This window comes from Ralstonia sp. R-29 (assembly GCF_049913345.1).
GTDB lineage: Bacteria > Pseudomonadota > Gammaproteobacteria > Burkholderiales > Burkholderiaceae > Ralstonia.
Genome location: NZ_CP184378.1, coordinates 464,288 through 484,578, shown reverse-complemented (window position 1 = coordinate 484,578; position 20,291 = coordinate 464,288). Strand labels below are relative to the sequence as shown.

Annotated in this window: 19 protein-coding genes; 11 read left to right on the top strand and 8 right to left on the bottom strand. The window is 63.7% G+C overall.

Features of this window, described 5'->3' with window-relative positions; genetic code table 11:
• Positions 1 to 5: 5 nt before the first annotated feature.
• From ACN9M1_RS19400 to fdhD, 3 genes are read left to right on the top strand one after another with little or no spacing between them, the layout of a single operon-like run.
• Positions 6 to 2,345, top strand: a complete 2,340-nt coding sequence (locus ACN9M1_RS19400; RefSeq protein ID WP_426400183.1) for an FdhF/YdeP family oxidoreductase — start codon at positions 6 to 8, stop codon at positions 2,343 to 2,345.
• Positions 2,345 to 2,590 carry a MarR family transcriptional regulator gene (locus ACN9M1_RS19395; RefSeq protein ID WP_426400182.1) on the top strand — a complete coding sequence of 82 codons (246 nt, stop codon included), beginning with the start codon at positions 2,345 to 2,347 and terminating at the stop codon, positions 2,588 to 2,590. The genes ACN9M1_RS19400 and ACN9M1_RS19395 overlap by 1 nt, the downstream gene beginning before the upstream one ends.
• Positions 2,587 to 3,402 carry a formate dehydrogenase accessory sulfurtransferase FdhD gene (fdhD, locus tag ACN9M1_RS19390; protein ID WP_426400181.1) on the top strand — a complete coding sequence of 272 codons (816 nt, stop codon included), beginning with the start codon at positions 2,587 to 2,589 and terminating at the stop codon, positions 3,400 to 3,402. The genes ACN9M1_RS19395 and fdhD overlap by 4 nt, the downstream gene beginning before the upstream one ends.
• A gap of 165 nt (positions 3,403 to 3,567) precedes the next feature.
• Here the strand turns inward: fdhD and ACN9M1_RS19385 are convergent, their stop codons facing one another.
• Positions 3,568 to 4,005 (bottom strand): VOC family protein, encoded by a 438-nt coding sequence (locus ACN9M1_RS19385; protein WP_426400180.1) that lies wholly within the window; start codon positions 4,003 to 4,005, stop codon positions 3,568 to 3,570.
• A gap of 61 nt (positions 4,006 to 4,066) precedes the next feature.
• Positions 4,067 to 4,468 carry a 4-oxalocrotonate tautomerase gene (locus ACN9M1_RS19380; RefSeq protein WP_426400179.1) on the bottom strand — a complete coding sequence of 134 codons (402 nt, stop codon included), beginning with the start codon at positions 4,466 to 4,468 and terminating at the stop codon, positions 4,067 to 4,069.
• A 141-nt stretch (positions 4,469 to 4,609) separates the two neighbouring features.
• Between ACN9M1_RS19380 and ACN9M1_RS19375 the strand changes: the two genes are divergently transcribed.
• Complete coding sequence (locus ACN9M1_RS19375) at positions 4,610 to 5,188, top strand: TetR/AcrR family transcriptional regulator (RefSeq protein WP_426400178.1); 579 nt, start codon at positions 4,610 to 4,612, stop codon at positions 5,186 to 5,188.
• A gap of 92 nt (positions 5,189 to 5,280) precedes the next feature.
• On the opposite strand, the gene ACN9M1_RS19370 is transcribed toward ACN9M1_RS19375, so the two are convergent.
• Positions 5,281 to 7,176: a potassium transporter Kup gene (locus tag ACN9M1_RS19370; RefSeq protein ID WP_426400177.1), complete on the bottom strand. Its 1,896-nt coding sequence runs from the start codon at positions 7,174 to 7,176 to the stop codon at positions 5,281 to 5,283.
• Positions 7,177 to 7,531: 355 nt separating this feature from the next.
• Between ACN9M1_RS19370 and ACN9M1_RS19365 the strand changes: the two genes are divergently transcribed.
• The 3 genes from ACN9M1_RS19365 (at position 7,532) to ACN9M1_RS19355 (ending at position 8,497) form a co-directional block, all read left to right on the top strand.
• On the top strand, positions 7,532 to 7,735 hold the full coding sequence (locus ACN9M1_RS19365) for a cold-shock protein (RefSeq protein ID WP_366171314.1): 204 nt from the start codon (positions 7,532 to 7,534) through the stop codon (positions 7,733 to 7,735).
• Between the two features lie 217 nt (positions 7,736 to 7,952).
• Entirely contained in the window at positions 7,953 to 8,159 is a 207-nt protein-coding gene (locus tag ACN9M1_RS19360) for a cold-shock protein (protein ID WP_426400176.1), read from the top strand.
• A gap of 134 nt (positions 8,160 to 8,293) precedes the next feature.
• The gene (locus tag ACN9M1_RS19355; protein ID WP_426400175.1) at positions 8,294 to 8,497 is read left to right on the top strand and encodes a cold-shock protein; all 204 of its coding nucleotides are present in this window, start codon (positions 8,294 to 8,296) and stop codon (positions 8,495 to 8,497) included.
• Positions 8,498 to 8,561: 64 nt separating this feature from the next.
• Here ACN9M1_RS19355 and ACN9M1_RS19350 read toward each other — a convergent pair whose 3' ends face one another.
• Together ACN9M1_RS19350 and ACN9M1_RS19345 are read right to left on the bottom strand one after the other, a co-directional pair.
• On the bottom strand, positions 8,562 to 10,085 hold the full coding sequence (locus ACN9M1_RS19350) for a CoA-acylating methylmalonate-semialdehyde dehydrogenase (protein ID WP_426400174.1): 1,524 nt from the start codon (positions 10,083 to 10,085) through the stop codon (positions 8,562 to 8,564).
• Position 10,086: 1 nt separating this feature from the next.
• Positions 10,087 to 11,424, bottom strand: coding sequence for an aspartate aminotransferase family protein (locus ACN9M1_RS19345; protein ID WP_426400173.1), 1,338 nt, complete (start codon positions 11,422 to 11,424; stop codon positions 10,087 to 10,089).
• 156 nt (positions 11,425 to 11,580) lie between these two features.
• Between ACN9M1_RS19345 and ACN9M1_RS19340 the strand changes: the two genes are divergently transcribed.
• From ACN9M1_RS19340 to ACN9M1_RS19325, 4 genes are all read left to right on the top strand, one after another.
• Positions 11,581 to 12,990: a PLP-dependent aminotransferase family protein gene (locus ACN9M1_RS19340; protein ID WP_426400172.1), complete on the top strand. Its 1,410-nt coding sequence runs from the start codon at positions 11,581 to 11,583 to the stop codon at positions 12,988 to 12,990.
• Between the two features lie 205 nt (positions 12,991 to 13,195).
• Positions 13,196 to 13,939: an acetoacetate decarboxylase gene (locus tag ACN9M1_RS19335; protein ID WP_426400171.1), complete on the top strand. Its 744-nt coding sequence runs from the start codon at positions 13,196 to 13,198 to the stop codon at positions 13,937 to 13,939.
• 39 nt (positions 13,940 to 13,978) lie between these two features.
• The gene (locus ACN9M1_RS19330; RefSeq protein ID WP_048935923.1) at positions 13,979 to 14,764 is read left to right on the top strand and encodes a 3-hydroxybutyrate dehydrogenase; all 786 of its coding nucleotides are present in this window, start codon (positions 13,979 to 13,981) and stop codon (positions 14,762 to 14,764) included.
• 37 nt (positions 14,765 to 14,801) lie between these two features.
• Positions 14,802 to 16,064: a DUF3734 domain-containing protein gene (locus ACN9M1_RS19325; protein WP_426400170.1), complete on the top strand. Its 1,263-nt coding sequence runs from the start codon at positions 14,802 to 14,804 to the stop codon at positions 16,062 to 16,064.
• Positions 16,065 to 16,087: 23 nt separating this feature from the next.
• Here ACN9M1_RS19325 and ACN9M1_RS19320 read toward each other — a convergent pair whose 3' ends face one another.
• The 3 genes from ACN9M1_RS19320 to ACN9M1_RS19310 form a co-directional block, all read right to left on the bottom strand.
• Entirely contained in the window at positions 16,088 to 16,858 is a 771-nt protein-coding gene (locus ACN9M1_RS19320; RefSeq protein WP_426400169.1) for a M15 family metallopeptidase, read from the bottom strand.
• A gap of 76 nt (positions 16,859 to 16,934) precedes the next feature.
• On the bottom strand, positions 16,935 to 19,037 hold the full coding sequence (locus ACN9M1_RS19315) for a cation:proton antiporter (RefSeq protein WP_426400168.1): 2,103 nt from the start codon (positions 19,035 to 19,037) through the stop codon (positions 16,935 to 16,937).
• Positions 19,034 to 20,146 carry an oxidoreductase gene (locus tag ACN9M1_RS19310; protein WP_426400167.1) on the bottom strand — a complete coding sequence of 371 codons (1,113 nt, stop codon included), beginning with the start codon at positions 20,144 to 20,146 and terminating at the stop codon, positions 19,034 to 19,036. The genes ACN9M1_RS19315 and ACN9M1_RS19310 overlap by 4 nt, the downstream gene beginning before the upstream one ends.
• Between the last annotated feature and the right edge of the window lie 145 nt (positions 20,147 to 20,291).

The window sequence follows — 20,291 nt, the reverse complement described above, 5'->3', positions numbered from 1 at the left end:
CCACCATGAAGCACCAGAAAATCGAGTTTTACCGTCATCCGGCCGGTGGCTGGGGCGCGCTCAAGAGCGTTGCGCATCAACTGCTGTCGCAGGGCATCGCGGCCAAGGGCGCCAAGACGATGCTGTCGGCCAACCAGCCGGACGGCTTCGACTGCCCGGGCTGTGCCTGGCCCGATCGCGATCACGCCTCCACGTTTGAGTTTTGCGAAAACGGCGTCAAAGCCGTGGCCGCAGAAGCGACATCTCGTCGCACCACGCCGGAGTTCTTCGCACAGCACACCGTGCGCGAACTGGCCGAGTGGTCCGACTACGCGCTGGAAGACCAGGGGCGCCTGACGCACCCGATGGTCTACAACGCCGCCATCGACAAGTACGTCCCGATCGAGTGGGACGCCGCCTTCGGTCTGATCGCGCAGCACCTGCGCGCGCTGCCCGATCCGAACCAGGCGATCTTCTATACCTCCGGCCGCACCAGCAATGAGGCGGCCTTCCTCTACCAGTTGTTCGTGCGTGCATACGGCACGAACAACTTCCCCGACTGCTCCAACATGTGCCACGAGCCCTCCGGCACCGGCATGCGGAGCAGCATCGGCGTTGGCAAGGGCACCGTCACACTCGACGATTTCACCAAGGCCGACGCCATCTTCATCTTCGGCCAGAACCCGGGGACGAACCACCCGCGCATGCTCGGCGAGTTGCGCGAGGCATCCAAGCGCGGCGCGGCGATCGTCTCGTTCAACCCGCTGCGCGAGCGCGGCCTGGAACGCTTTGCCGATCCGCAAAGCAAGATCGAGATGCTGACGATGGGCTCCACGCGCATCAGCACGGAGTACCATCAGGTGCGCATCGGCGGAGACCTGGCGACCATCAAGGGCCTCATCAAACACGTGATCGAGCGCGATGACGTGGCGCGCAGCCGCGGTGAGCCCGCCATCATCGACCACGCGTTCATCGCCCAGCATACGGGCGGCTACGACGCCTTTGCCGCTGACGTGCGCGCTGAATCGTGGGCCACCATCGAGGCTGAATCAGGCTTGCCTGAAGCGGAAATCCGCCAGGCCGGCGACACGTACATCAAGGCCGGCAGCGTGATCGCCTGCTGGGGCATGGGGATCACGCAGCACAAGCATTCCGTGGCGACCATCCAGATGATCGTCAACCTGCTGCTGATGCGCGGCAACATCGGCCGCCCGGGTGCAGGCGCGTGCCCGGTGCGCGGCCATAGCAACGTGCAGGGCGACCGCACGATGGGCATCTACGAGAAGCCCGCACCGGCGTTCCTGGATCGGCTGGAACAGGTGTTTGGCTTCAACGCGCCGCGCGAACATGGCTACGACACCGTTGGCGCCATTGAAGCGATGCGCAACGGCGCAGGGCGTGTGTTCTTTGCGATGGGCGGCAACTTCGCGGCAGCCACGCCTGACACGGCGGCCACGTGGGCCGGCCTGCGCCAGTGCGACCTGACCGTGCACGTGACCACCAAGCTGAACCGCAGCCACATCGTGCACGGTAGGGCTGCCCTAATCCTGCCCTGCCTGGGCCGCACCGAAGTCGACCAGCAAGCCGGCGGCACGCAAGGCGTAACAGTGGAAGATTCGATGAGCATGGTGCACATGTCGGCGGGCATCAATCCGCCGGCCTCGCCGCATTTGCTGTCGGAGCCGGCCATCGTGGCGCGGCTGGCCGAAGCGACGCTGCCCGAGAGCACCATCCCCTGGCGCTGGCTGGTGGAAGATTACGACCGCATCCGCGAGCGCATCGAAGCCGTGTTCGACGACTTTGCAGGCTTCAACGAGAAGATTCGCGTGCCGGGCGGCTTCCGGCTGCGCAATACCGCGTCGGAACGGGTGTGGAACACGCCGTCGGGCAAGGCGGAATTTCACGCGCACGTTGTGCCGACCGACACACCGGTCCACCGCGCACGCGAGCGCCATGCCGATGCCACGGTCTTCACGCTGGCCACGGTGCGCTCGCACGACCAGTACAACACCACCATCTACGGCATGGACGACCGCTACCGTGGCGTGTTCGGCCAGCGCCGCGTGGTCTTCATCAACAAGGAAGACCTGCACACGATCCGCATGAAAGACGGCGAGTGGGTGGACATGGTGACGCTGTCCGAAGACGGCACCACGCGCCGCGCCGACGGCTTCCGCTTGGTGGCGTACGACATTCCGCGTGGCTGCCTGGCGGCGTATTACCCGGAAACCAATCCGCTGGTGCCGCTGTCTTCCGTGGCCGATGAGGCACGTACGCCAACGTCCAAGTCGATTCCGGTGATGCTGGTGCCGAGCCAAGTGCAGCGCACGACGGATACCACAGCGGCCACCACGGCCGACGCCTGATGCCCAGCGAGGCAGCGTGGTCCGCGCTGCAACTGGCGCTGCTGGCAGCATTGCGCGAAACGGACGCCGGCAAGCCGGTGTCGCTCCCCTGGCTGACCAAGCGGGTAGGCGAGAGCGCCAGCACCGTGCTGCGCGCGCTGCACCCGCTTGCCGATACCGGCCTGCTGCGCGTCACCATGGATGACGCCCGCTGGCTCGTCGTGCTGCTCGATGCCGGCCGCGCCGCACCGAAACTCACTGCATGACAGCCCTAAACCATCACCCCGCCGACCTGCCTGTCGTCTCCACCTCGGCGACGCGACGCACGCGGGACGGTACGCAAGACGACGCCACCACCGCCGTCGCCGACGAGGCCCCGGTCGCGCTTGTCTTCAACGGCATCGCGCATGCGGTGATGATGGCGTCGCCAGCAGATCTGGAAGATTTTGCGCTGGGCTTTGCGCTGTCCGAAGGCATCATCGACAGTCGCGCCGATTGGCGTGGCGCCGAGGTGGCAACGCACCCGCACGGCATCGAGGTTCACGCCGAGATTGCCTCGCACTGCTTCGCCCGCCTGAAGGAGCGCCGGCGCGCGCTGGCCGGACCCACCGGCTGCGGCCTGTGCGGCATTGAAAGCCTGCAAACCTTTGAAGACGCACCGATACCGCTTGTGCCGCCTGCGTGGATGACGTCATTGACCGACGCACAAGTGCTGGACGCCATGCAGGCGATGACCGCGCATCAGCCCGCCAACGCACGCACGGGCGGCTTGCATGCTGCCGGCTGGGTGCCAGCAAACGGCAACGCACCGCTACATGTGCTGGAAGACGTGGGCCGCCACAATGCGCTGGACAAGCTGATCGGCCGGCTGGCCCGACTGGACATTCGCGCCGCTGACGGCTTCGTCGTCATGACAAGCCGCGCGAGCTTCGAACTGGCGCGCAAATGCGTGCACGTGGGTGTGCCGCTGCTGGCGACAATCTCCGCGCCCTCATCCCTGGCCATCAACCACGCCAAGGCCGGGCAATTGGCGCTGCTGGCCTTTTGCCGGGGCGATAGCGTGACGCGGTTTGCTTAGCGCCGTTAGCAAAACCCAGCATAGCGGTCCTGGCTAGATATGCCGACGCGAACAGCACTCGGCTAACCGTACTTTTCGTTCGATGGGTGCCTCTTCTCCTGAGGCCCAGCCCATGCGTGTTTCTGGTCAGCACGTCCTCGTTCGGCGGCTTGGCGCACTGAGCCGTCAGCTATCAGTAAATCCGCTCGATTCTGATAACTCTTGAGACGGCACATGGCAGTTCAGCATCCATTGGACGCCGAACCGATCGGTCAGCTTCCCGTAGTAGTCACCCCACGGCTGTAGGCCGAGCGCAGTCGTCACCTGCCCCCCTGATCCCAGCGCACTGAACAACCGATCTGTCGATTGCCTGTCGTCCATCGCCAGATGGTGCGCGGACCCTCGCATCGGTTCCGCGTCATCGTTGTCTGAGGCGTAGAAAGCGACACCCTCTCCTTCGAACCTGGCGTGCATGACTTTCCCGCGCATTGCCTCGCTTTTCGCGGGCATCCCGTCCACGCCGTACCGCAGCATCTCGACAATTCGGCCGAGGCCGCATGCCTCATAGAAGCGCAGTGCTTCCTCACAGGTATCAGTAAAGAACAAGTAGTTCGAAAGCAGCATCGAGAGCCCCTGGTAGGAGGTCGCAGGACGCGCCCTCCAAAGTTTCAGCTAGGAACGCGGCTTAGCCGACGAGTTGCGCATTGGTCAACGCCACGCCACCAATTCCCCAAGCACCGTCCACTGCGTGAACCACGTTGACCCAGATGCGTTCCTTGGGCTGCTTTTTACCTGACATCGAATGAATGATGTCGGTGGCCTCTGCGATGTAACCCGACTGAATCTCCCGACTGTTGAATGCAAAGGCCGGGACTTTCCACTCGACGAAGACAACCGACGCCTCCTTCGACCCGGAGAACGTGTGCTCCTTTGGCACAACGTTGATCGAACCAACGATATTCGGCGTGATGGCGGCGTTTCCGGTGAGTCCGTGCCACTTGATCATGGCGTCGGAGAGCCGGGCGAAGGCTAGCGTTTCTTGGCCTTTGGGAAGAACGCCTTCGGTGAGCGTGAGGGTAAGTGGCATGAGATCTCTCAAATCAGATGGGTTGCGGTGCTCCAGAAGATTCACCGCCGATCGTCATTCGAATAACGATCGTGATGCGATCATAGATAACGACCGTTATTCGGTCAACTATAATGTCGCCTTGATGACCCAGAGGTTTCAATGTCACGAGCTGAGCAAAAGGCGCAGACGCGTCAGCGCATTCTTGAGGGATCCGGACGTGCATTTCGCAAAGGCGGGTACGCAGGAACGGGAGTCGACGCCCTAGCCAAAGAGGCGGGCGTCACGTCTGGCGCCTTCTACGTTCATTTCGGCTCCAAAGGGGATGCCTTCCGCGAGTCGCTCAGACTCGGAATGGACCATCTCCGCGGGGGAATCCTCTACTTTCAAGAACAGCATGGACGCGACTGGTGGCCCGAGTTCGTGCGGTTCTATCTCAGCGTAAAGCGAACCTGCGACCTGTCAGAAGGCTGCACGTTGCAGACGATGCCGACCGAAGTGGCACGCTCCGATCTGGAGTCGCGCATGGCATTCGAAACCGCGTTGCGCGAAGTTGCACAAGCTGTGGTTGATGGCCCTGCATCTCCGCACGTGCCGAAGGACGTTGACACGGCTTGCGCGGCCCTCGCTTCACTGGTGGGTGCAGTCACCCTCGCGCGAGCAGTGGGAAGCGCGACCCTGGCAGAGCAGATCGCCGGCGCAACTGAATTGGCTCTGCTGGGGCCACGTCGATCAAAATAGCCTCGCCTCTAGGAAGCAGCCTCCCGAGGCGGCCCACCGTTGGCCAACTGCTGGTGCCGGCGCAGAACCGGCTGCGTTGCGCAGCAACCGCGCTAGATCTCCACCTTGCTCCCCAGTTCCACCAACCGGTTGGCGGGGATCCGGAAGAAATCCGACGGCTTGGCGCTGTTGTGCTGCATCCAGGCGAACAGCGACTCACGCCACATCGCCATGCCCGGCAGTGGTGATGGCACCACCGTCGCGCGGGTGATGAAGAACGAGGTTTCCATGTCTTCAAACACCACGCCCAGGCGCTCGCCAACGGATTTGACGATCTCGTCGACCGCAGGGGTTTCCTTGAAGCCGAAATCCACCACTGCCGTGTAGATGTCTTCGCCAATGGTCTTGAGCACCAGCCGCTTGGCCGGCTCCACATAAGGCACGGCCAGCGTGCGGAAATGCACGAACAGCACACGCTTGTGCAACACGTGGTTGTGCTTGAGGTTGTGCAGCAACGCCAGCGGCACGAACTCGATGCTCGGCGTCAGATACACGGCCGTGCCATCCACGCGGTACGGGGGATGACGCAGCAGGCCCTCCATGAACGGCTCCAGCGGAATGCCGCCCTCCACATTGCGCGCCTTCAGCAGTTGCGTGCCGCTGTGCCACGTCACCATCAGGAAGAAGATCAGGCCGCCCAGCAACAGCGGGAACCACCCTCCGGCCGCGATCTTGAGCAGGTTGGCGGCGAAGAACGACAAGTCCGCCGCCAGAAATACCGCACCCACGCAGACCACCAGCGGCAAGCTCCACTTCCATGCATTGCGCATGACCACCGTGACCAGGCCTGTCGTGAGCACCATGGTCGTCGTCACGGCAATGCCGTAGGCGGCGGCCAGGTTGTCAGATTTACCAAACGCCAGTACCACCGCCACCACCAGCAGCAACAGCACGTAGTTCACGACCGGCACGTAGATCTGGCCGATTTCCACATCCGACGTGTAAAGGATCTTCATGCGTGGCGCATAGCCCAGATGCACCGCCTGCGCCGTCATGGAAAACGCGCCCGAGATGACTGCCTGCGACGCGATCACCGTGGCTGCCGTGGCCAACACCACCATCGGGCCCACGGCCCAGTTCGGCATCAGCAGGAAGAACGGGTTCTGCACAGCCGCCGGCTCGCGCAGCAGCAACGCGCCCTGGCCAAAATAGTTGAGCAGCAGACACGGCATGGCGATGTAGAACCACGCAAAGCGGATCGGCCGCGCGCCAAAGTGGCCCATGTCGGCATACAGCGCCTCTGCGCCGGTCAGCGCGAGAAACACCGAGCCAAAGACAATGAACGCCAGGATGGTGTGCCGGAAGGCAAACTCAAGCGCATAGACGGGGTTCAGCGCCACCAGAATCTGCGGCGACTTCATCACCGACACCAGCCCGATCCCGCCCAGCAGGACGAACCAGATCACCATGATCGGTCCGAACAGGCGCCCCACCACGTGCGTGCCCTGCTTCTGCAGCAAGAACAAGCCGATCAGCACAACCAAGGACAGCGGCAACACCCATTTCTGCAACGTGGGGGCCATGATCTCCATGCCCTCAATGGCGGAAAGGACGGAGATGGCCGGCGTGATGACGGCATCGCCATAGAACATGGCGGCGCCCAGCAGACCGAGCAGCATGAGCGTGCGCTTGAAGCGGGCCCCGGCGCCGCTGGCGCGCATGGCCAGCGCAGTCAACGCCAGGATGCCGCCTTCGCCGTTGTTGTCGGCGCGCATGACGAACACCACGTACTTGATGGACACCACCAGCGTCATCGCCCAGAACAGCATCGACAGGATGCCAAACACCGTCTGGTCTGAAAACGGAACACCATGTTCCGGGTTGAAGCACTCTTTCAGTGCATACAGGGGGCTGGTGCCGATGTCCCCGAAGACCACGCCGATCGCGCCCACCATGGTGGCCATCAACGCGGGTTTTCTTGTGCTTGTGCTGGCTGCGGCTGTCGACATGGTTGGCTACGACTGGAACGACGGGAGACGCACGCAATTTCCGTGCGCCATCACCCGCAAAGCGGCCCGGCGCAGAACGACGGAGTGCGGCAGACGCCACCAAAGCTTAGGTGAAAACGCCACGGTTTGCGCGGGTGTTTGCACCAATGGCGGCTGCGCACGGAGCCTGATGCACCCCGTTGGCATCGCATATGCTTGATCTAACGCCAGATGTTAAAAAAACAGGCTTTGACGGGGAGACGCGCCAAGCATATATTCAGCAAACGATCGTTTTGGCTGCTTTGGCCGGTTCTGCCTGCTGTCTGTGTTTCTCGGCTGGCAGTCGATCGATTTCTCAACTTTACGACTCAAGATCATGGCTACTGGTACCGTCAAGTGGTTCAACGACGCAAAGGGTTTCGGCTTCATTACTCCGGATGATGGCGGCGAGGACCTTTTCGCACATTTCTCCGCCATCAACATGGCTGGTTTCAAAACCCTGAAGGAAGGTCAGAAGGTGTCGTTTGAGGTCACGCAAGGCCCGAAGGGTAAGCAAGCCTCGAATATTCAGGCCGCTTAATCTGTAGGCCGGGGCGTAGGCAGCGCCAAGATCGCTCACGCGATTGCAGGACGGCGCACACACTTTCGGGCAGGGTGTGCGCCGGTCGAAGGGCCCCAAGGAATCAGGTTGCAAGGGTTGTTGGTTGTTCAGTACGTGTTTGCCATCCAGCGGCCGGGCTGGCGCCTCTAAAAAGGGCGGCACTCGGCTTTGAAGAATCCTCTCTCGGGAGAATGCAATGGCCAGCCGAATTGAAGAAAACGCCGTTCAATATGATCCGCCCGCCGGGGCAGCTGCAGAAATGCATGCTGCCCCGAGTTTTATTCGGGATTCGGAAATCCAGTTTTCACGCTTGCAGAGATTCCGCGAGGGTCAGCGCGTCAGCTTCGATGTGGAGATCGGGCCGGATGGGGAGCCCATCGCGGTCAACATCAAACCCATATGAACCCGGGGTCCGCAAAGTCACTGCGGACCATTCTTGACGGAGGGTGCGGCCAAACCTACCCTGACGAAGCGGCCGCCCCAACCGAGTCAGCGCGTTAACGGCGAACCGATTTCTCAACTTCAGGAGTTGGCGCTATGGTTACAGGCGTTGTTAAATGGTTCAACAGCGAAAAGGGTTTCGGCTTTATTGCACAGGATGGCGGTGGCCCAGATGTATTTGCCCACTATTCCCAGATCGACGGGAATGGCCTCCGAGAGTTGAGTGAAGGCCAGCACGTTGAGTTTGATGTGGGACAGGGTGCAAAAGGTCCACAGGCTCAAAACATCCGGGTGATCTGACTCATATCGCCGAATACAGAAAAAGGGAGGCCATGCCTCCCTTTCTCATTTGCGCTTGGCCCGATTACTTGGCCGTCGGCATGACGAATTCCGCGCCCTTGGCAATCGAATCCGGCCAGCGTTGCATGACGCTCTTGTAGCGTGTGTAAAAACGCACACCTTCTTCGCCATAGGCGTGGTGGTCGCCAAACAGCGATCGTTTCCAGCCGCCAAAGCTGTGCCACGCCATCGGCACCGGAATCGGCACGTTGATGCCGACCATGCCCACTTGGATCTGCCGCGCAAATGCGCGCGCCACACCGCCGTCGCTGGTGTAGCACGACACGCCGTTGCCAAATTCATGCGCGTTGATGAGGTCGACCGCTTGCGCAAAGTCGTGCACGCGCACCACCGACAGCACCGGGCCGAAGATCTCTTCCTTGTAGATCGTCATCTCAGGCTTGACGTGATCGAACAGCGTGCCGCCCGTGAAGAAGCCCTCGGCATGGCCCTCGACGGTGTGGCCGCGACCATCCACCACGAGCTTGGCACCCTCTTCCACGCCCTTGGCGATATAGCCTTCGACTTTCGCCTTGTGCGCGGCCGTCACGAGCGGGCCCATCTCACTGGCGGCTTCCATGCCGTTGCCGATCTTGAGCGTCTTGGCACGCTCGGCCAGGCGCGGCACAAGCTTGTCAGCCACATCACCCACGGCCACGGCCACGGAGATCGCCATGCAGCGCTCGCCGGCCGAACCATACGCGGCACCGATGAGCGCATCGACGGCTTGGTCGAGGTCGGCATCGGGCATGACCACCAGGTGGTTCTTGGCGCCGCCCAGGGCCTGCACGCGCTTGCCGCGCTTGGTGCCCTCGGCGTAGATGTATTCGGCAATCGGCGTGCTGCCGACGAAGGACAGCGCCTGCACGTCCGGGTGGGCGATCAGCGCATCCACCGCATCCTTACCACCTTGTACAACGTTGAACACGCCATCGGGCAGGCCAGCTTGCTTGAGCAGGTCGGCGATCATCAGGCTGGCGCTCGGGTCACGCTCGCTCGGCTTGAGGATGAACGTGTTGCCGCACGCCAGGGCCACGGGCGCCATCCACATCGGCACCATGAACGGGAAGTTGAACGGTGTAATGCCGGCCACCACGCCCAGCGGCTGGCGCAGGTTCCAGTTGTCGATGCCGCCACCGATGTTGTCGGTGAAATCCGTCTTGAGCAGGTTCGGGATGCCGCAGGCAAATTCCACCACCTCGATGCCGCGCGTGACTTCGCCCTTGGCATCGGAGAACACCTTGCCGTGCTCGCGCGTAATGCACGCGGCCAGCGCATCGTGGTTCTGGTCGAGCAGCGCCTTGAAGTTGAACAGGATGCGCGCGCGCTTGAGCGGCGAGGTCTCCGCCCAGTCCGCGGCGGCGGCACGTGCGGCAGCCACAGCGGCCTCTACCTCGGCCTGACCACCCAGCAGCACCTGCGCGCTGACGGCGCCCGTGGCGGGGTTGAACACATCGGCGCTGTGCGTGCCGGTACCGGCATGGCGTTGGCCGCCGATGTAGTGGCTGACCACAGACGCGGTCACGGCAGGATCAATCGGTCGGTTCATCTCAGGCTACCTCTTGCAGAACGGTACGGACGGTTTCAAAGATGCGCGCGATCTGCGCCTCTTCGATGATGAGCGGCGGCGAAAACGCCAGGATGTCGCCGGTGTAGCGCACCAGCACACCGCGCTCCAGGCACTTCAGGAAGACTTCGTAGGCACGTGCGCCAACCGCACCGGGGCGCGATTCCAGCTCAATGCCGGCCACCAGCCCCAGATTGCGGATGTCCTTCACATGCGGCGCGCCCTTGACCGAATGCGCCGCCGCCTCAAACACCGGCGACAGTGCACGTGCGCGTTCGAACAGCCCTTCATTGCGATACAGATCGATGGCAGCGACCGCCGCAGCAGCGGCCAGCGGATGCGCGGAATACGTATAGCCGTGGAACAGCTCGATCGCGCCCTGCGCACCGGCTTCGATGATGGTGTCGTGCACCGATTGACGCGCCGCCACGGCACCCATCGGCACGGCAGCGTTGTTGATGCCCTTGGCCATCGTCAGCAGGTCGGGCGTGACGCCGAAGAACTCCGCCGCGGTGGCCGCGCCCAGGCGGCCAAAACCGGTGATGACCTCGTCGAAAATCAGCAGGATGCCGTGCTTGTCGCACAGCGCGCGCAGGCGTTGTAGATACCCCTTGGGCGGCACCAGCACGCCCGTGGAGCCGGCCAGCGGCTCAACGATGACAGCGGCAATGGTCGACGCATCGTGCAGCGTGACGAGGCGCTCCAGCTCATCCGCCAGATGCTCGCCCCAGGCCGGTTGGCCCTTAGAGAACGCGTTGTGCTCCGGCGCATGCGTGTGCGGCAGATGGTCCACACCCGGGATCAGGTTGCCCGAAAACGCCTTGCGGTTCGGCGAAATGCCACCCACCGAAATACCGCCGAAGCCGACGCCGTGGTACCCACGCTCGCGGCCGATCAGGCGCGTGCGCTGCCCTTCGCCACGCGCACGGTGGTACGCCAGCGCAATCTTCAGCGCCGTATCCACCGCTTCCGAACCGGAGTTGGCGAAGAAGATACGGTTCAGCCCTTCCGGCATGATCTCGGCGACCTTCTCGGCGGCGCGGAAGGCCAGCGGATGGCCCATCTGGAAGGTCGGTGCGTAATCCAGCGTGCTGGCCTGCGTGGTGATGGCGTCGACGATTTCCTTGCGACTGTGGCCGGCATTCACGCACCAGAGGCCAGCCGTGCCGTCCAGCACTTCGCGGCCGTCGGCGTCGCGGTAGTACATGCCCTGTGCGGACACGAGCAGGCGCGGCGCGGCCTTGTACTGGCGGTTGGCCGTGAAGGGCATCCAGAAGTAGGACAGATCGGTGGTTTCCAGCGGGTGCGGGGCGGGTTTCATCGGCAACTCCGAAAAAACAGCGGAAAGCGGGTGGGACTGGCAAGCCAGCGGTTGGAGCAAACTGTACAGAGTCACCTGCCACGCGGACATGCACAGATGGCCGTTCTATAAGAAACTGTATAGGTGCCAGTCACGCGCCTCATGCCGCATCGCAACATGCAACTCCAACTCGATCCTCATCATCCTCAGCGTACGTTGGTCGATCAGATCGTCCAAGGAATTCGTACGGCCGTGGACGACCATAGCCTGCTGCCCGGCACACGGCTGCCGTCGGTGCGCAAACTGGCCCAGGCACACGACATCAGCACCTTTACGGTGGCGGAAGCCTATACACGCCTGGCGGCGCTGGGCGCGATCGTGGCGCGGCCGCGCTCGGGCTATCTGGTGGCTGCGCGCGCGCCGGCCCAGCCCGCGACGGTGGCACCGCACTGGGAGCCGCCCAAGCTCAATGCCGCCTGGCTGCTGTCGGATGTGTTTGCCGATCGCTCCATCGCCATCAAACCCGGCTGCGGTTGGCTGCCCAACGATTGGCTGGACGAACGCGGCGTGCAAGAGGCCATGCGCGCCGTGAGCCGCGTTTCCGCGCTGCGCGTGGCGGGCTACGGACACCCCTGGGGCTATGCGCCGCTGGGTGAACACGTGGCGCAATCGCTCGCATTGCGGGGGCTCCCGGTCGAACGCTCGCAAGTGCTGCTGACCAGCGGCGCTACCCAGGCGCTCGACCTGATCGTGCGCACGCTGTTCAAACCCGGCGACGTGGTGGCCGTGGACGACCCCGGCTATTGCAATGTCCTGCAAGTGCTCAAGCTCGCCGGGCTGCGCGTGGTGGGCGTGCCGCGCACGCCGGATGGCCTCGACACGGCGGTGCTGGAAGCCATCCTGCGCGCCGACGGGCCCGACCGCCCACGCGCCCTCTTCACCAGCTCCGTGCTGCAAAACCCGACCGGCTCGTCCATGTCCGCGCAGAACGCCTACCGCGTGTTGCAACTGGCCGAGCAGCACGGCCTGTGGATCGTCGAAGACGACCTCCACCGTGAACTCGCCGACCCGGCCGCGCCGATGCTGGCCGCCCTCGACGGTTTGCGCCGCACGCTGTACGTCAGCGGCTTCTCCAAGACGATCTCGCCGTCACTGCGGGCGGGCTACGTGGTGGCCGATGCTGCCATCACGCGCGAACTGGCGCGCACCAAGATGGCCGTGGCGCTGACTTCGTCGGAGATCACCGAGCGCATCGTGCACGCCTTCGTCACGCGGCCCGGCTATGCGGAGCACGTTGCGCGGTTGAGTGCGCGGCTCAGCGACGCCCACACCGGTGTTGCCGCCATCATGCGCGAGCATGGTGCCGAGCTGTTTGATGCGCCGGGACGCGGCCTGTTTCTGTGGGCGCGCTTGCCACGCCATGCAGATGCGTCCGCACTGGCCGATCAGGCCATCCACCGCAACATCTGGTTGGCGCCCGGCCAATACTTCCGCCCACACGACGAGGCCAGCCCCTGGCTGCGATTCAACGTCGCGTACTCCGCTGACCCTGCGTTGTGGGCGTTCCTCTCAAGCGCTCACGCTTAAGACATCAAAATAAGAAACAGTGCGTTTATCGAGTTAACTACTGTTTCTTATTTATCAATAACACTCGACGCCGCAGTAGGATGGTTGCCTGTTCAATTATTTTCAGAGGCCGGGACGATCACCCTGTCATCAAGCCCCGGCAGGATGGTCTATCGCCTAACGTTCTTTTCGTTCGCCTCTGAATCTCAATGCACAAGGAGTGCCAATGGACATCAAAACCGTCCGCGAGACCGCCTTCGCGATGCCGCTCACGAGCCCGGCTTATCCGCCCGGCCCGTACCGCTTCATCAACCGCGAGTTCTTCATCATCACGTACCGCACCGACCCGGCCAAATTGCGCGCCATGGTGCCCGAGCCGCTGGAAGTACCTGAACCGCTGGTGTCTTATGAGTTCATCCGCATGGCGGACTCCACCGGCTTTGGTGATTACACCGAGAGCGGCCAGGTGATTCCGGTCACCTACGAAGGCAAGCCCGGCACCTACACACTGGCGATGTATCTGGATGACCATCCGCCACTGGCCGGCGGCCGCGAGATGTGGGGCTTCCCGAAAAAGCTCGCCGCGCCGAAGCTGGAAACCGACAAAGACACCCTGATCGGCACGCTGGACTACGGCCCGGTGCGCGTAGCCACCGGCACCATGGGCTACAAGTACCGCGAGCTGGATCTGTCAGAACAGAAGCGCCGACTGGAACTACCCAACTATCTGCTCAAGATCATCCCGCACGTGGATGGCAAGACCGCGCGCATCTGCGAGCTGTCGCGCAACTTCATGATCGATGTCGAGATGAAAGGCGCCTGGACCGGGCCTGCGTCGCTGGAGCTGGCACATCACGCACTGGCGCCGGTGGCCGAACTGCCGGTACTGGAGATTGTCGAAGCTCGGCACATCATTGCCGACCTGACCCTTGGCATGGGCGAGGTCGTGTTCGACTACCTCGCCAAGTAAGGCCCATCCCTCCTCATTCCCCCTCAAGGAGCACACAGCATGTCTGATTTGAAAGGCAAAGTCGCCGTCGTCACGGGTGCAGCCAGCGGCATCGGCAAGCAGATCGCGCTCACATTGGCCAACTCGGGCGCCGCCATCGCCATCGTTGACCTCAACGAAGACGGCGCCAAGGCCGTCGCCAAAGAAATCACCGATGCAGGCGGCAAGGCCATCGGCCTGCGCATGGACGTGACTGACGAGCAAGCCGTCGACAGCGGCATCGACCGCGTGGCAGAAGAATTGGGTTCGGTCGACATCCTCGTCTCCAACGCCGGCATCCAGATCGTCAACCCGTTCGTGAGCTACTCGTTTGCCGACTGGAAGAAGATGCAGGCCATCCACGTCGATGGCGCCTTCCTGACCACGCGTGCCGCACTGCGCCACATGTACAAGGACGACCGTGGCGGCGTGGTGATCTACATGGGCTCGGTGCACTCGCACGAGGGCTCGCCGCTCAAGTCGGCCTATGTGGCGGCCAAGCACGCGCTGCTGGGGCTGAACAAGGTGCTGGCCAAGGAAGGCGCGGCGCATAACGTGCGCTCGCACGTGGTATGCCCGGGCTTTGTACGCACCCCGCTGGTTGAAAAGCAGATCCCCGAGCAGGCGAAGGAACTCGGCATCAGCGAAGAAGAAGTCGTGAAGAAGGTCATGCTAGGTGACACCGTCGATGGCGTGTTCACCACAGTGGAGGACGTGGCCGAGACGGTGCGCTTCCTGGCCACCTTCCCGAGCGCCGCACTCACCGGACAATCGTTCGTCGTGAGCCACGGCTGGTTCATGCAGTAACCACGGCACTCAGCACATCCAAGGAGGTCGAGGAGACATGCCCGCACCCAAACTACGCGTGGCCGCAAGCAAGCGGCCCACCCCCGCCGAATCCTCTCGCCCGGACGACGCACCGCTCACCACGGCACAGCGCATCGTGCTGCCGGCGTACGAAAACATCGCGCTGGTGCTGCAAGGTGGCGGCGCGCTCGGCGCCTATCAGGCCGGGGTGTTCGAAGGGTTGGACGAGGCCGGCATCGTGCCGAACTGGATTGCGGGCATCTCCATCGGGGCGCTCAACACCGCCATCATTGCCGGCAACGCCCCGAAGGATCGGCAAGCGAAATTGCGCGAGTTCTGGCAGACGATCACGCAGCCGAGTTTTTCACCGCCACTACCCGACATCCTTGAGAACGCCTGGTTTGACGGCAACGCGCATCTGCGTAAATGGCTGACCGCCATGCAGGCGGCCGACACCCTCCTCGAAGGCCAACGCGGCTTTTTCACACCGCGCGTTCCGCCGCCGCTGCCCGCGAACGAGGTCGACCCGCTCGATGCCAGCTATTACGACACCACGCCGCTCAAGGCCACGCTGGAGCGCCTGTGCGATTTCGACCGCATCAACGATGGCGGCATCCGCGTGTCGGTGGGCGCCGTCAACGTGCGCACCGGCAACCTCGAAGCCTTCGACAACACCGAGCGCCGCCTGAGCGCCGAGCATTTCATGGCATCCGGGGCGCTGCCGCCAGGGTTCCCGCCGGTGTTGATCGAGGGCGACTATTACTGGGACGGCGGTGTCGTGTCCAACACGCCGCTGTCGTACGTGTTGGGCGCCAAGCCGCGCAAGGACACGCTGGTGTTCCAGGTGGACTTGTGGAGCGCGCTGGGACCGGTGCCCGATACGATGATCGGCGTGGCCAGCCGACAGAAAGACCTGCAGTACTCCAGCCGCACGCGGCTCGTGACCGATTGGATGGAACGATCGCAATCCACGCGCAGGCTGGTGCGCAAGTTGCTCGACCATCTGCCGCCGAAGGAATTCGAACGCACGCCGTGGTACAAGCACGCGCAAGAATTGGCCTGCACCAAGCACTACAACGTCTTCCACCTGATCTACGCTGCCAAGGAGCATGAAGGGCCGGGCAAGGACATCCAGTTCGGGCCGTCCACCATGCGTGACCACTGGGCCTCGGGTTTGGCGGACATCCGCCAATCGCTCTCGCACCCCGAGTGGCTGGCGATGCCGGACAACGACTCTGGCTTTGTCACACATGACATCCATCGCCACCTGCAAGGGGATCGGCCGGCCAAGCGGCTATGACACCGTGCCACGCATTGAGCCCTTCAATCGGCCACCGGAAAATCGAAATACGTGCTCGGGTAAGGCTCGTTGACCAGGGTGAAATGCCACCATTCGGTGTCGAGCCGCTTAAAGCCTGCCTGCTCCATCAAGGATTGCAGCAATAGGCGATTTGCCTTCTGCTGCCCAGAAACGGTTTGATCGTCTGGGTGCGAAACGGGGCTGAAGCAATCGTAGCCGGTGCCAAAGTCCAGGCTGTTGTCCTGCGCACGCTGCGACATCGGCGCCGTGCAACTGACCTGTTTGCGCTTGGGGTCATAGGCGGGAACCTGGCTGCCCAGCGGCACGATGGTCAGATCCACCGTACTGCCCCGACTGTGCCCGGATTGATAAGCGATATAGCCATCGGCAAACAGTCGGGTCTTGTCCACGGTGGGATAAAACTCGGTGCGCATCTTGGTCGCCTTCAGGTCTTCTGCCCACACGGCAAAATCGTTGACGGCGGTTTGCGGCCGATAGCAGTCGTAGACCTTGAGCGTCAGCCCCATCGGCACCAGGCGTTCCACCACCGATTGCAGCGCCTGCGCCGCCGGCTTGGTCAACAGGCAGGCGGGCGCCTTATAGCCGCTGATTTTCCGCCCGACAAAATTGTGAGCCGTGAAATAGCGCACATCTGCCTGAATATGCGGAACGGCCTGCTGCACGTTCACAAAGTCAGCGGGCCGTCGGGTTTCGACTTCTGCCGCTCGAGCGAGCGTCGAAGCGCACACCACAGGGAGCAACGCGAACAACAGCTTGGCGGATTGGATTCGCATGTCGGGAGCGCCTCGAGATTTTGACCTCGTCAGTGTAGTGAGCGCGCGATGGTGTTGCACGCTCCGGCGCCCCCGTTCACAGCCCGTTTTTCTGCACCACCTCTAACGGCGGCCGCGGCAGCGCCGCCATCCACGCTCGGCGGATCACCCCGCTGATCTGCTTGTAGACCTCTTTCGAGATCACGGTTTCGGCCAGCATGGTGTCGATCTTGCTCTGGCCGATATGCAGGGCGAACAGCAGCAGCAAGCGTTTCTCCAGCGCGGCGCTGTAGTCGCCAAACTTCTCGCGCAGCTCGGCCAGCGCGCCTTCTGCGGCTTCGATGCGAGCGACCAGCACACTGTCGAGCAAGTCCGCCATGCGCTCGCCCAGGACGGGCTGCAGCGATACGCGGTTGTAGGCGCGCAGGCGCTCCAGCACGGTCTGGCGGCACACCAGCAGCTCAAAGCGATCGGCCAGCGCCTTGGCGAGCGGCCCGTCGATATGCACCACCCGATGCAGCCACTGCGCGAGCCGATAGGCGACGCTCTTGGCGAGAATCTGGCGCGACACGCGCTTGTAGCCGACACGGCCTTCGGCGCGCGCGGCGTCGATCATGTCGGCCGTGTTGCGCATCATCGCGTCGAGGTTGCGAATGGAGACCAGCCCGTTGCCGTACTCGGGAATCAGCTCGCGCTCGCGCGTGGCCAGCGCAACGAGGCCGATGGTCACGCGTTCTCGCTCGGTCAGCGCCTCCTCCAAGTTCAGCTCGGCAGCGCCGGCCGCGACTTCCTGCCGGTACATGGCGGCGGCTTGGTCCGTCGCACCGGCCGCGAAGTGGAAATGCCCGCCAATGCGGCGCATGATGGCTTCCACTTCTTCCGTCGACATGTTCAGCGCCTGCCCTTGCAGCGCCTGTTCCTGTGCAGAGAGTTGATCGAGCCCGAGTTGATGCATCACCCAGCGCAAGGTCGCCCCGTTGAAGAGCACGCTCACGAGCACAAAACCGGTGGCGAGGATGGTGACGAAGTGGCGGTCCGCCGCGTGCACGGCCTGGTTCTCGGCTACGCCCAGCGCCAGCACCAGCGTGACGGCGCCGCGCAGGCCACCCCACGCAATCGCCAGCTTGTAGGCATGGCTGACAGGCGCCGACAGCTTGAACCACGCTAGCGCCGGCAACAGACCAAACAGCACGGCCAGGCGCGCGACGAGCGCCGCCACCACAATCACCGCCAGCCACGCGGCGTCTTTCCACACCACGCCGTGCAGCAACTCCGGCACGCGCACCGCCGCCAGCAAGAAGACCACCGCGCCCGCCAGTGCGGCAATCTGTTCCCAAATCAATTGCAGGTGATGCCAGTTGCGCGGCGTCAGGCGCGTGCGGCCCAGCGCGCCAATCACCAGCCCCGCGCACACCACCGACACCACGCCCGATACGTCCAGCATGTTTTCCGCCACCAGATACAGCGGATACGGTAGCGCGAGCGTCCACGCCGCCTCGGCCTGGGCGATACCACGCAGCGCCGGCAGCAGAAACGCGGCAATGCGCCCGGCAACGAGCCCGAACACCACGCCACCGCCGAACGCCTTGGCCAGCTCACGCACGCCAGTGCCAATGCTTGCATCCCCGCCATGCCCGGTCAGCATGGCCAGCAGCACGCCCATGATGGCAATGGCAGCCGCATCGTTGAGCAGCGCTTCGCCCTCCACCAGGCGAATCAAACGCGCAGGCGCGCCCACGTCGCGGAACACGGCAATCACGGCAGAGGGGTCGGTCGTGGCGATCATCGCGCCCAGCAACAGGCACGTGACGACGCCGAACGGCGTCACCGCTGACGCCGCCAGCCCAATGACGCCCGTGGCCACGACCACCGCCACGATGGCCAGCATCAGGATGGGTGCCGCATCCGGCGCCATGCTGCGCACGTCCACCGACAGCGCCGCCTGAAACAGCAGCGGCGGCAGGAACAACCACAGATACGCTTCCGCCGGCCAGCTCGGGTCGATGAGCGGCGCGAAGAACGTCGCCGCAAACGCCGGCGCACTGTTCTGCAAGCCCACATACGCGCCGCCGATGCCGATGCCCGCCAGCGCGAGCAAGGTCGACTCCGGCAGCGTCAACCGCGAGGCCAACATCTGTACCAACGCCACCACGGCAAGCAGCCCACCCGCCACCAGCAACAGGATGACCACACCGTTCACGCCGTGGCCCCTTGCGTGAAGACGCGTGCGGCATGCCAGTCGATGCGTTCCGTGTCGGTGAGGTCGGGCACGACCGCCGTGCCGGTTTCGGCGGCGGCCACAGCGGCTTCGAGCACCGCCATGACGGCAACGGCTTGCGCAGGCGGCACGGGGTTGGCGCGGCGGCCGAGAACCGCATCGCGTACGGCGGCGTAGTAGGCGAGCTGGTCACCGGCCGGGGTGGCGACGTCGGTGGCGGCAGACGTTGCGCCGTCGATGAGGACACCCGCATAGTCATCCTCGCCCCAGCCCGCAGCGCCAGGCGTCATGCCCGCCAGCAGCTGCGCCTCCTGCTGATCCATCCGCTGCTTGATGAAGGAGCCGCGCGTGCCATGCACGATCCAGCGCGGCGCGCCGCCGGCCACCAGCATGCTCGCGTGGAGGATGGCGCGGCGCTCGCCCACGTGCAGGACGACGTGCGCCCAGTCGGGCGTTTCCGCACCGGGGCGCTGGCGGGCGAACGACGCGCTCACCGCATCCGGCAGGCCGAGCAGCAGCAATGCCTGGTCGATTAGATGTGGGCCGAGATCAAACCAGATGCCCGTGCCCTGCCCCGCTTGCTCGCGCCAGCGCGCGCGCACCTGGGGCCGATAGCGATCGAAATGCGCTTCCACGTGCATGGCCTCGCCGATGGCACCACCGGCAAGCGCGGCCTGCACGGCCAGGAAATCGCTGTCCCACCGGCGGTTCTGGAAGACGGACAACAGCCGGCCCGTCTCCCGTGCCACGCGCGCGAGGTGCCGCGCCTCAGCCAGCGTGGTGGTGAACGGCTTGTCGACAACGACATGCTTGCCGGCCCGCAGTGCCGCTTCGGCCAAGGGCGCATGACGGTCATTGGGCGCGGCGATGACAACGATGTCGACGTCCGCATGGGTGACAGCGGTCTCGGGCGTGCAGACCCGCACAAGGGGCCGGTCCGCATGGACCGCCTCTGGCCGGTTGGAGCCAACGACGCCCAATTGCAGGCCCGGCGTGGCATCCACCAGGGCGGCATGAAACAGCTTGCCGGCGTACCCATAGCCCACGAGAGCAACGCGCACAGCCGACGACAGACGTGATGAAGAAAGCATATGAAAAGGAAGCGGAAAGCCGTGGTTCAGACGCGCGACGCGCAATTTGGTGCCGACAATCGGCGGCAGGTTCAACGAAAGTTGCTGCGTTTGAGTTCAGCAGTGTTTGCCCGCCGTCAAAAGTATTATTTAACCCTCTTGTAAA

What these genes read in the sequence shown, in the direction of transcription:
- ACN9M1_RS19400 (WP_426400183.1), top strand. Translation starts at nt 6, where the DNA reads ATGAAGCACCAGAAAATCGAGTTTTACCGTCATCCGGCCGGTGGCTGG.
- ACN9M1_RS19395 (WP_426400182.1), top strand. Translation starts at nt 2,345, where the DNA reads ATGCCCAGCGAGGCAGCGTGGTCCGCGCTGCAACTGGCGCTGCTGGCA.
- fdhD (WP_426400181.1), top strand. Translation starts at nt 2,587, where the DNA reads ATGACAGCCCTAAACCATCACCCCGCCGACCTGCCTGTCGTCTCCACC.
- ACN9M1_RS19385 (WP_426400180.1), bottom strand. Translation starts at nt 4,005, where the DNA reads ATGCTGCTTTCGAACTACTTGTTCTTTACTGATACCTGTGAGGAAGCA.
- ACN9M1_RS19380 (WP_426400179.1), bottom strand. Translation starts at nt 4,468, where the DNA reads ATGCCACTTACCCTCACGCTCACCGAAGGCGTTCTTCCCAAAGGCCAA.
- ACN9M1_RS19375 (WP_426400178.1), top strand. Translation starts at nt 4,610, where the DNA reads ATGTCACGAGCTGAGCAAAAGGCGCAGACGCGTCAGCGCATTCTTGAG.
- ACN9M1_RS19370 (WP_426400177.1), bottom strand. Translation starts at nt 7,176, where the DNA reads ATGTCGACAGCCGCAGCCAGCACAAGCACAAGAAAACCCGCGTTGATG.
- ACN9M1_RS19365 (WP_366171314.1), top strand. Translation starts at nt 7,532, where the DNA reads ATGGCTACTGGTACCGTCAAGTGGTTCAACGACGCAAAGGGTTTCGGC.
- ACN9M1_RS19360 (WP_426400176.1), top strand. Translation starts at nt 7,953, where the DNA reads ATGGCCAGCCGAATTGAAGAAAACGCCGTTCAATATGATCCGCCCGCC.
- ACN9M1_RS19355 (WP_426400175.1), top strand. Translation starts at nt 8,294, where the DNA reads ATGGTTACAGGCGTTGTTAAATGGTTCAACAGCGAAAAGGGTTTCGGC.
- ACN9M1_RS19350 (WP_426400174.1), bottom strand. Translation starts at nt 10,085, where the DNA reads ATGAACCGACCGATTGATCCTGCCGTGACCGCGTCTGTGGTCAGCCAC.
- ACN9M1_RS19345 (WP_426400173.1), bottom strand. Translation starts at nt 11,424, where the DNA reads ATGAAACCCGCCCCGCACCCGCTGGAAACCACCGATCTGTCCTACTTC.
- ACN9M1_RS19340 (WP_426400172.1), top strand. Translation starts at nt 11,581, where the DNA reads ATGCAACTCCAACTCGATCCTCATCATCCTCAGCGTACGTTGGTCGAT.
- ACN9M1_RS19335 (WP_426400171.1), top strand. Translation starts at nt 13,196, where the DNA reads ATGGACATCAAAACCGTCCGCGAGACCGCCTTCGCGATGCCGCTCACG.
- ACN9M1_RS19330 (WP_048935923.1), top strand. Translation starts at nt 13,979, where the DNA reads ATGTCTGATTTGAAAGGCAAAGTCGCCGTCGTCACGGGTGCAGCCAGC.
- ACN9M1_RS19325 (WP_426400170.1), top strand. Translation starts at nt 14,802, where the DNA reads ATGCCCGCACCCAAACTACGCGTGGCCGCAAGCAAGCGGCCCACCCCC.
- ACN9M1_RS19320 (WP_426400169.1), bottom strand. Translation starts at nt 16,858, where the DNA reads ATGCGAATCCAATCCGCCAAGCTGTTGTTCGCGTTGCTCCCTGTGGTG.
- ACN9M1_RS19310 (WP_426400167.1), bottom strand. Translation starts at nt 20,146, where the DNA reads ATGCTTTCTTCATCACGTCTGTCGTCGGCTGTGCGCGTTGCTCTCGTG.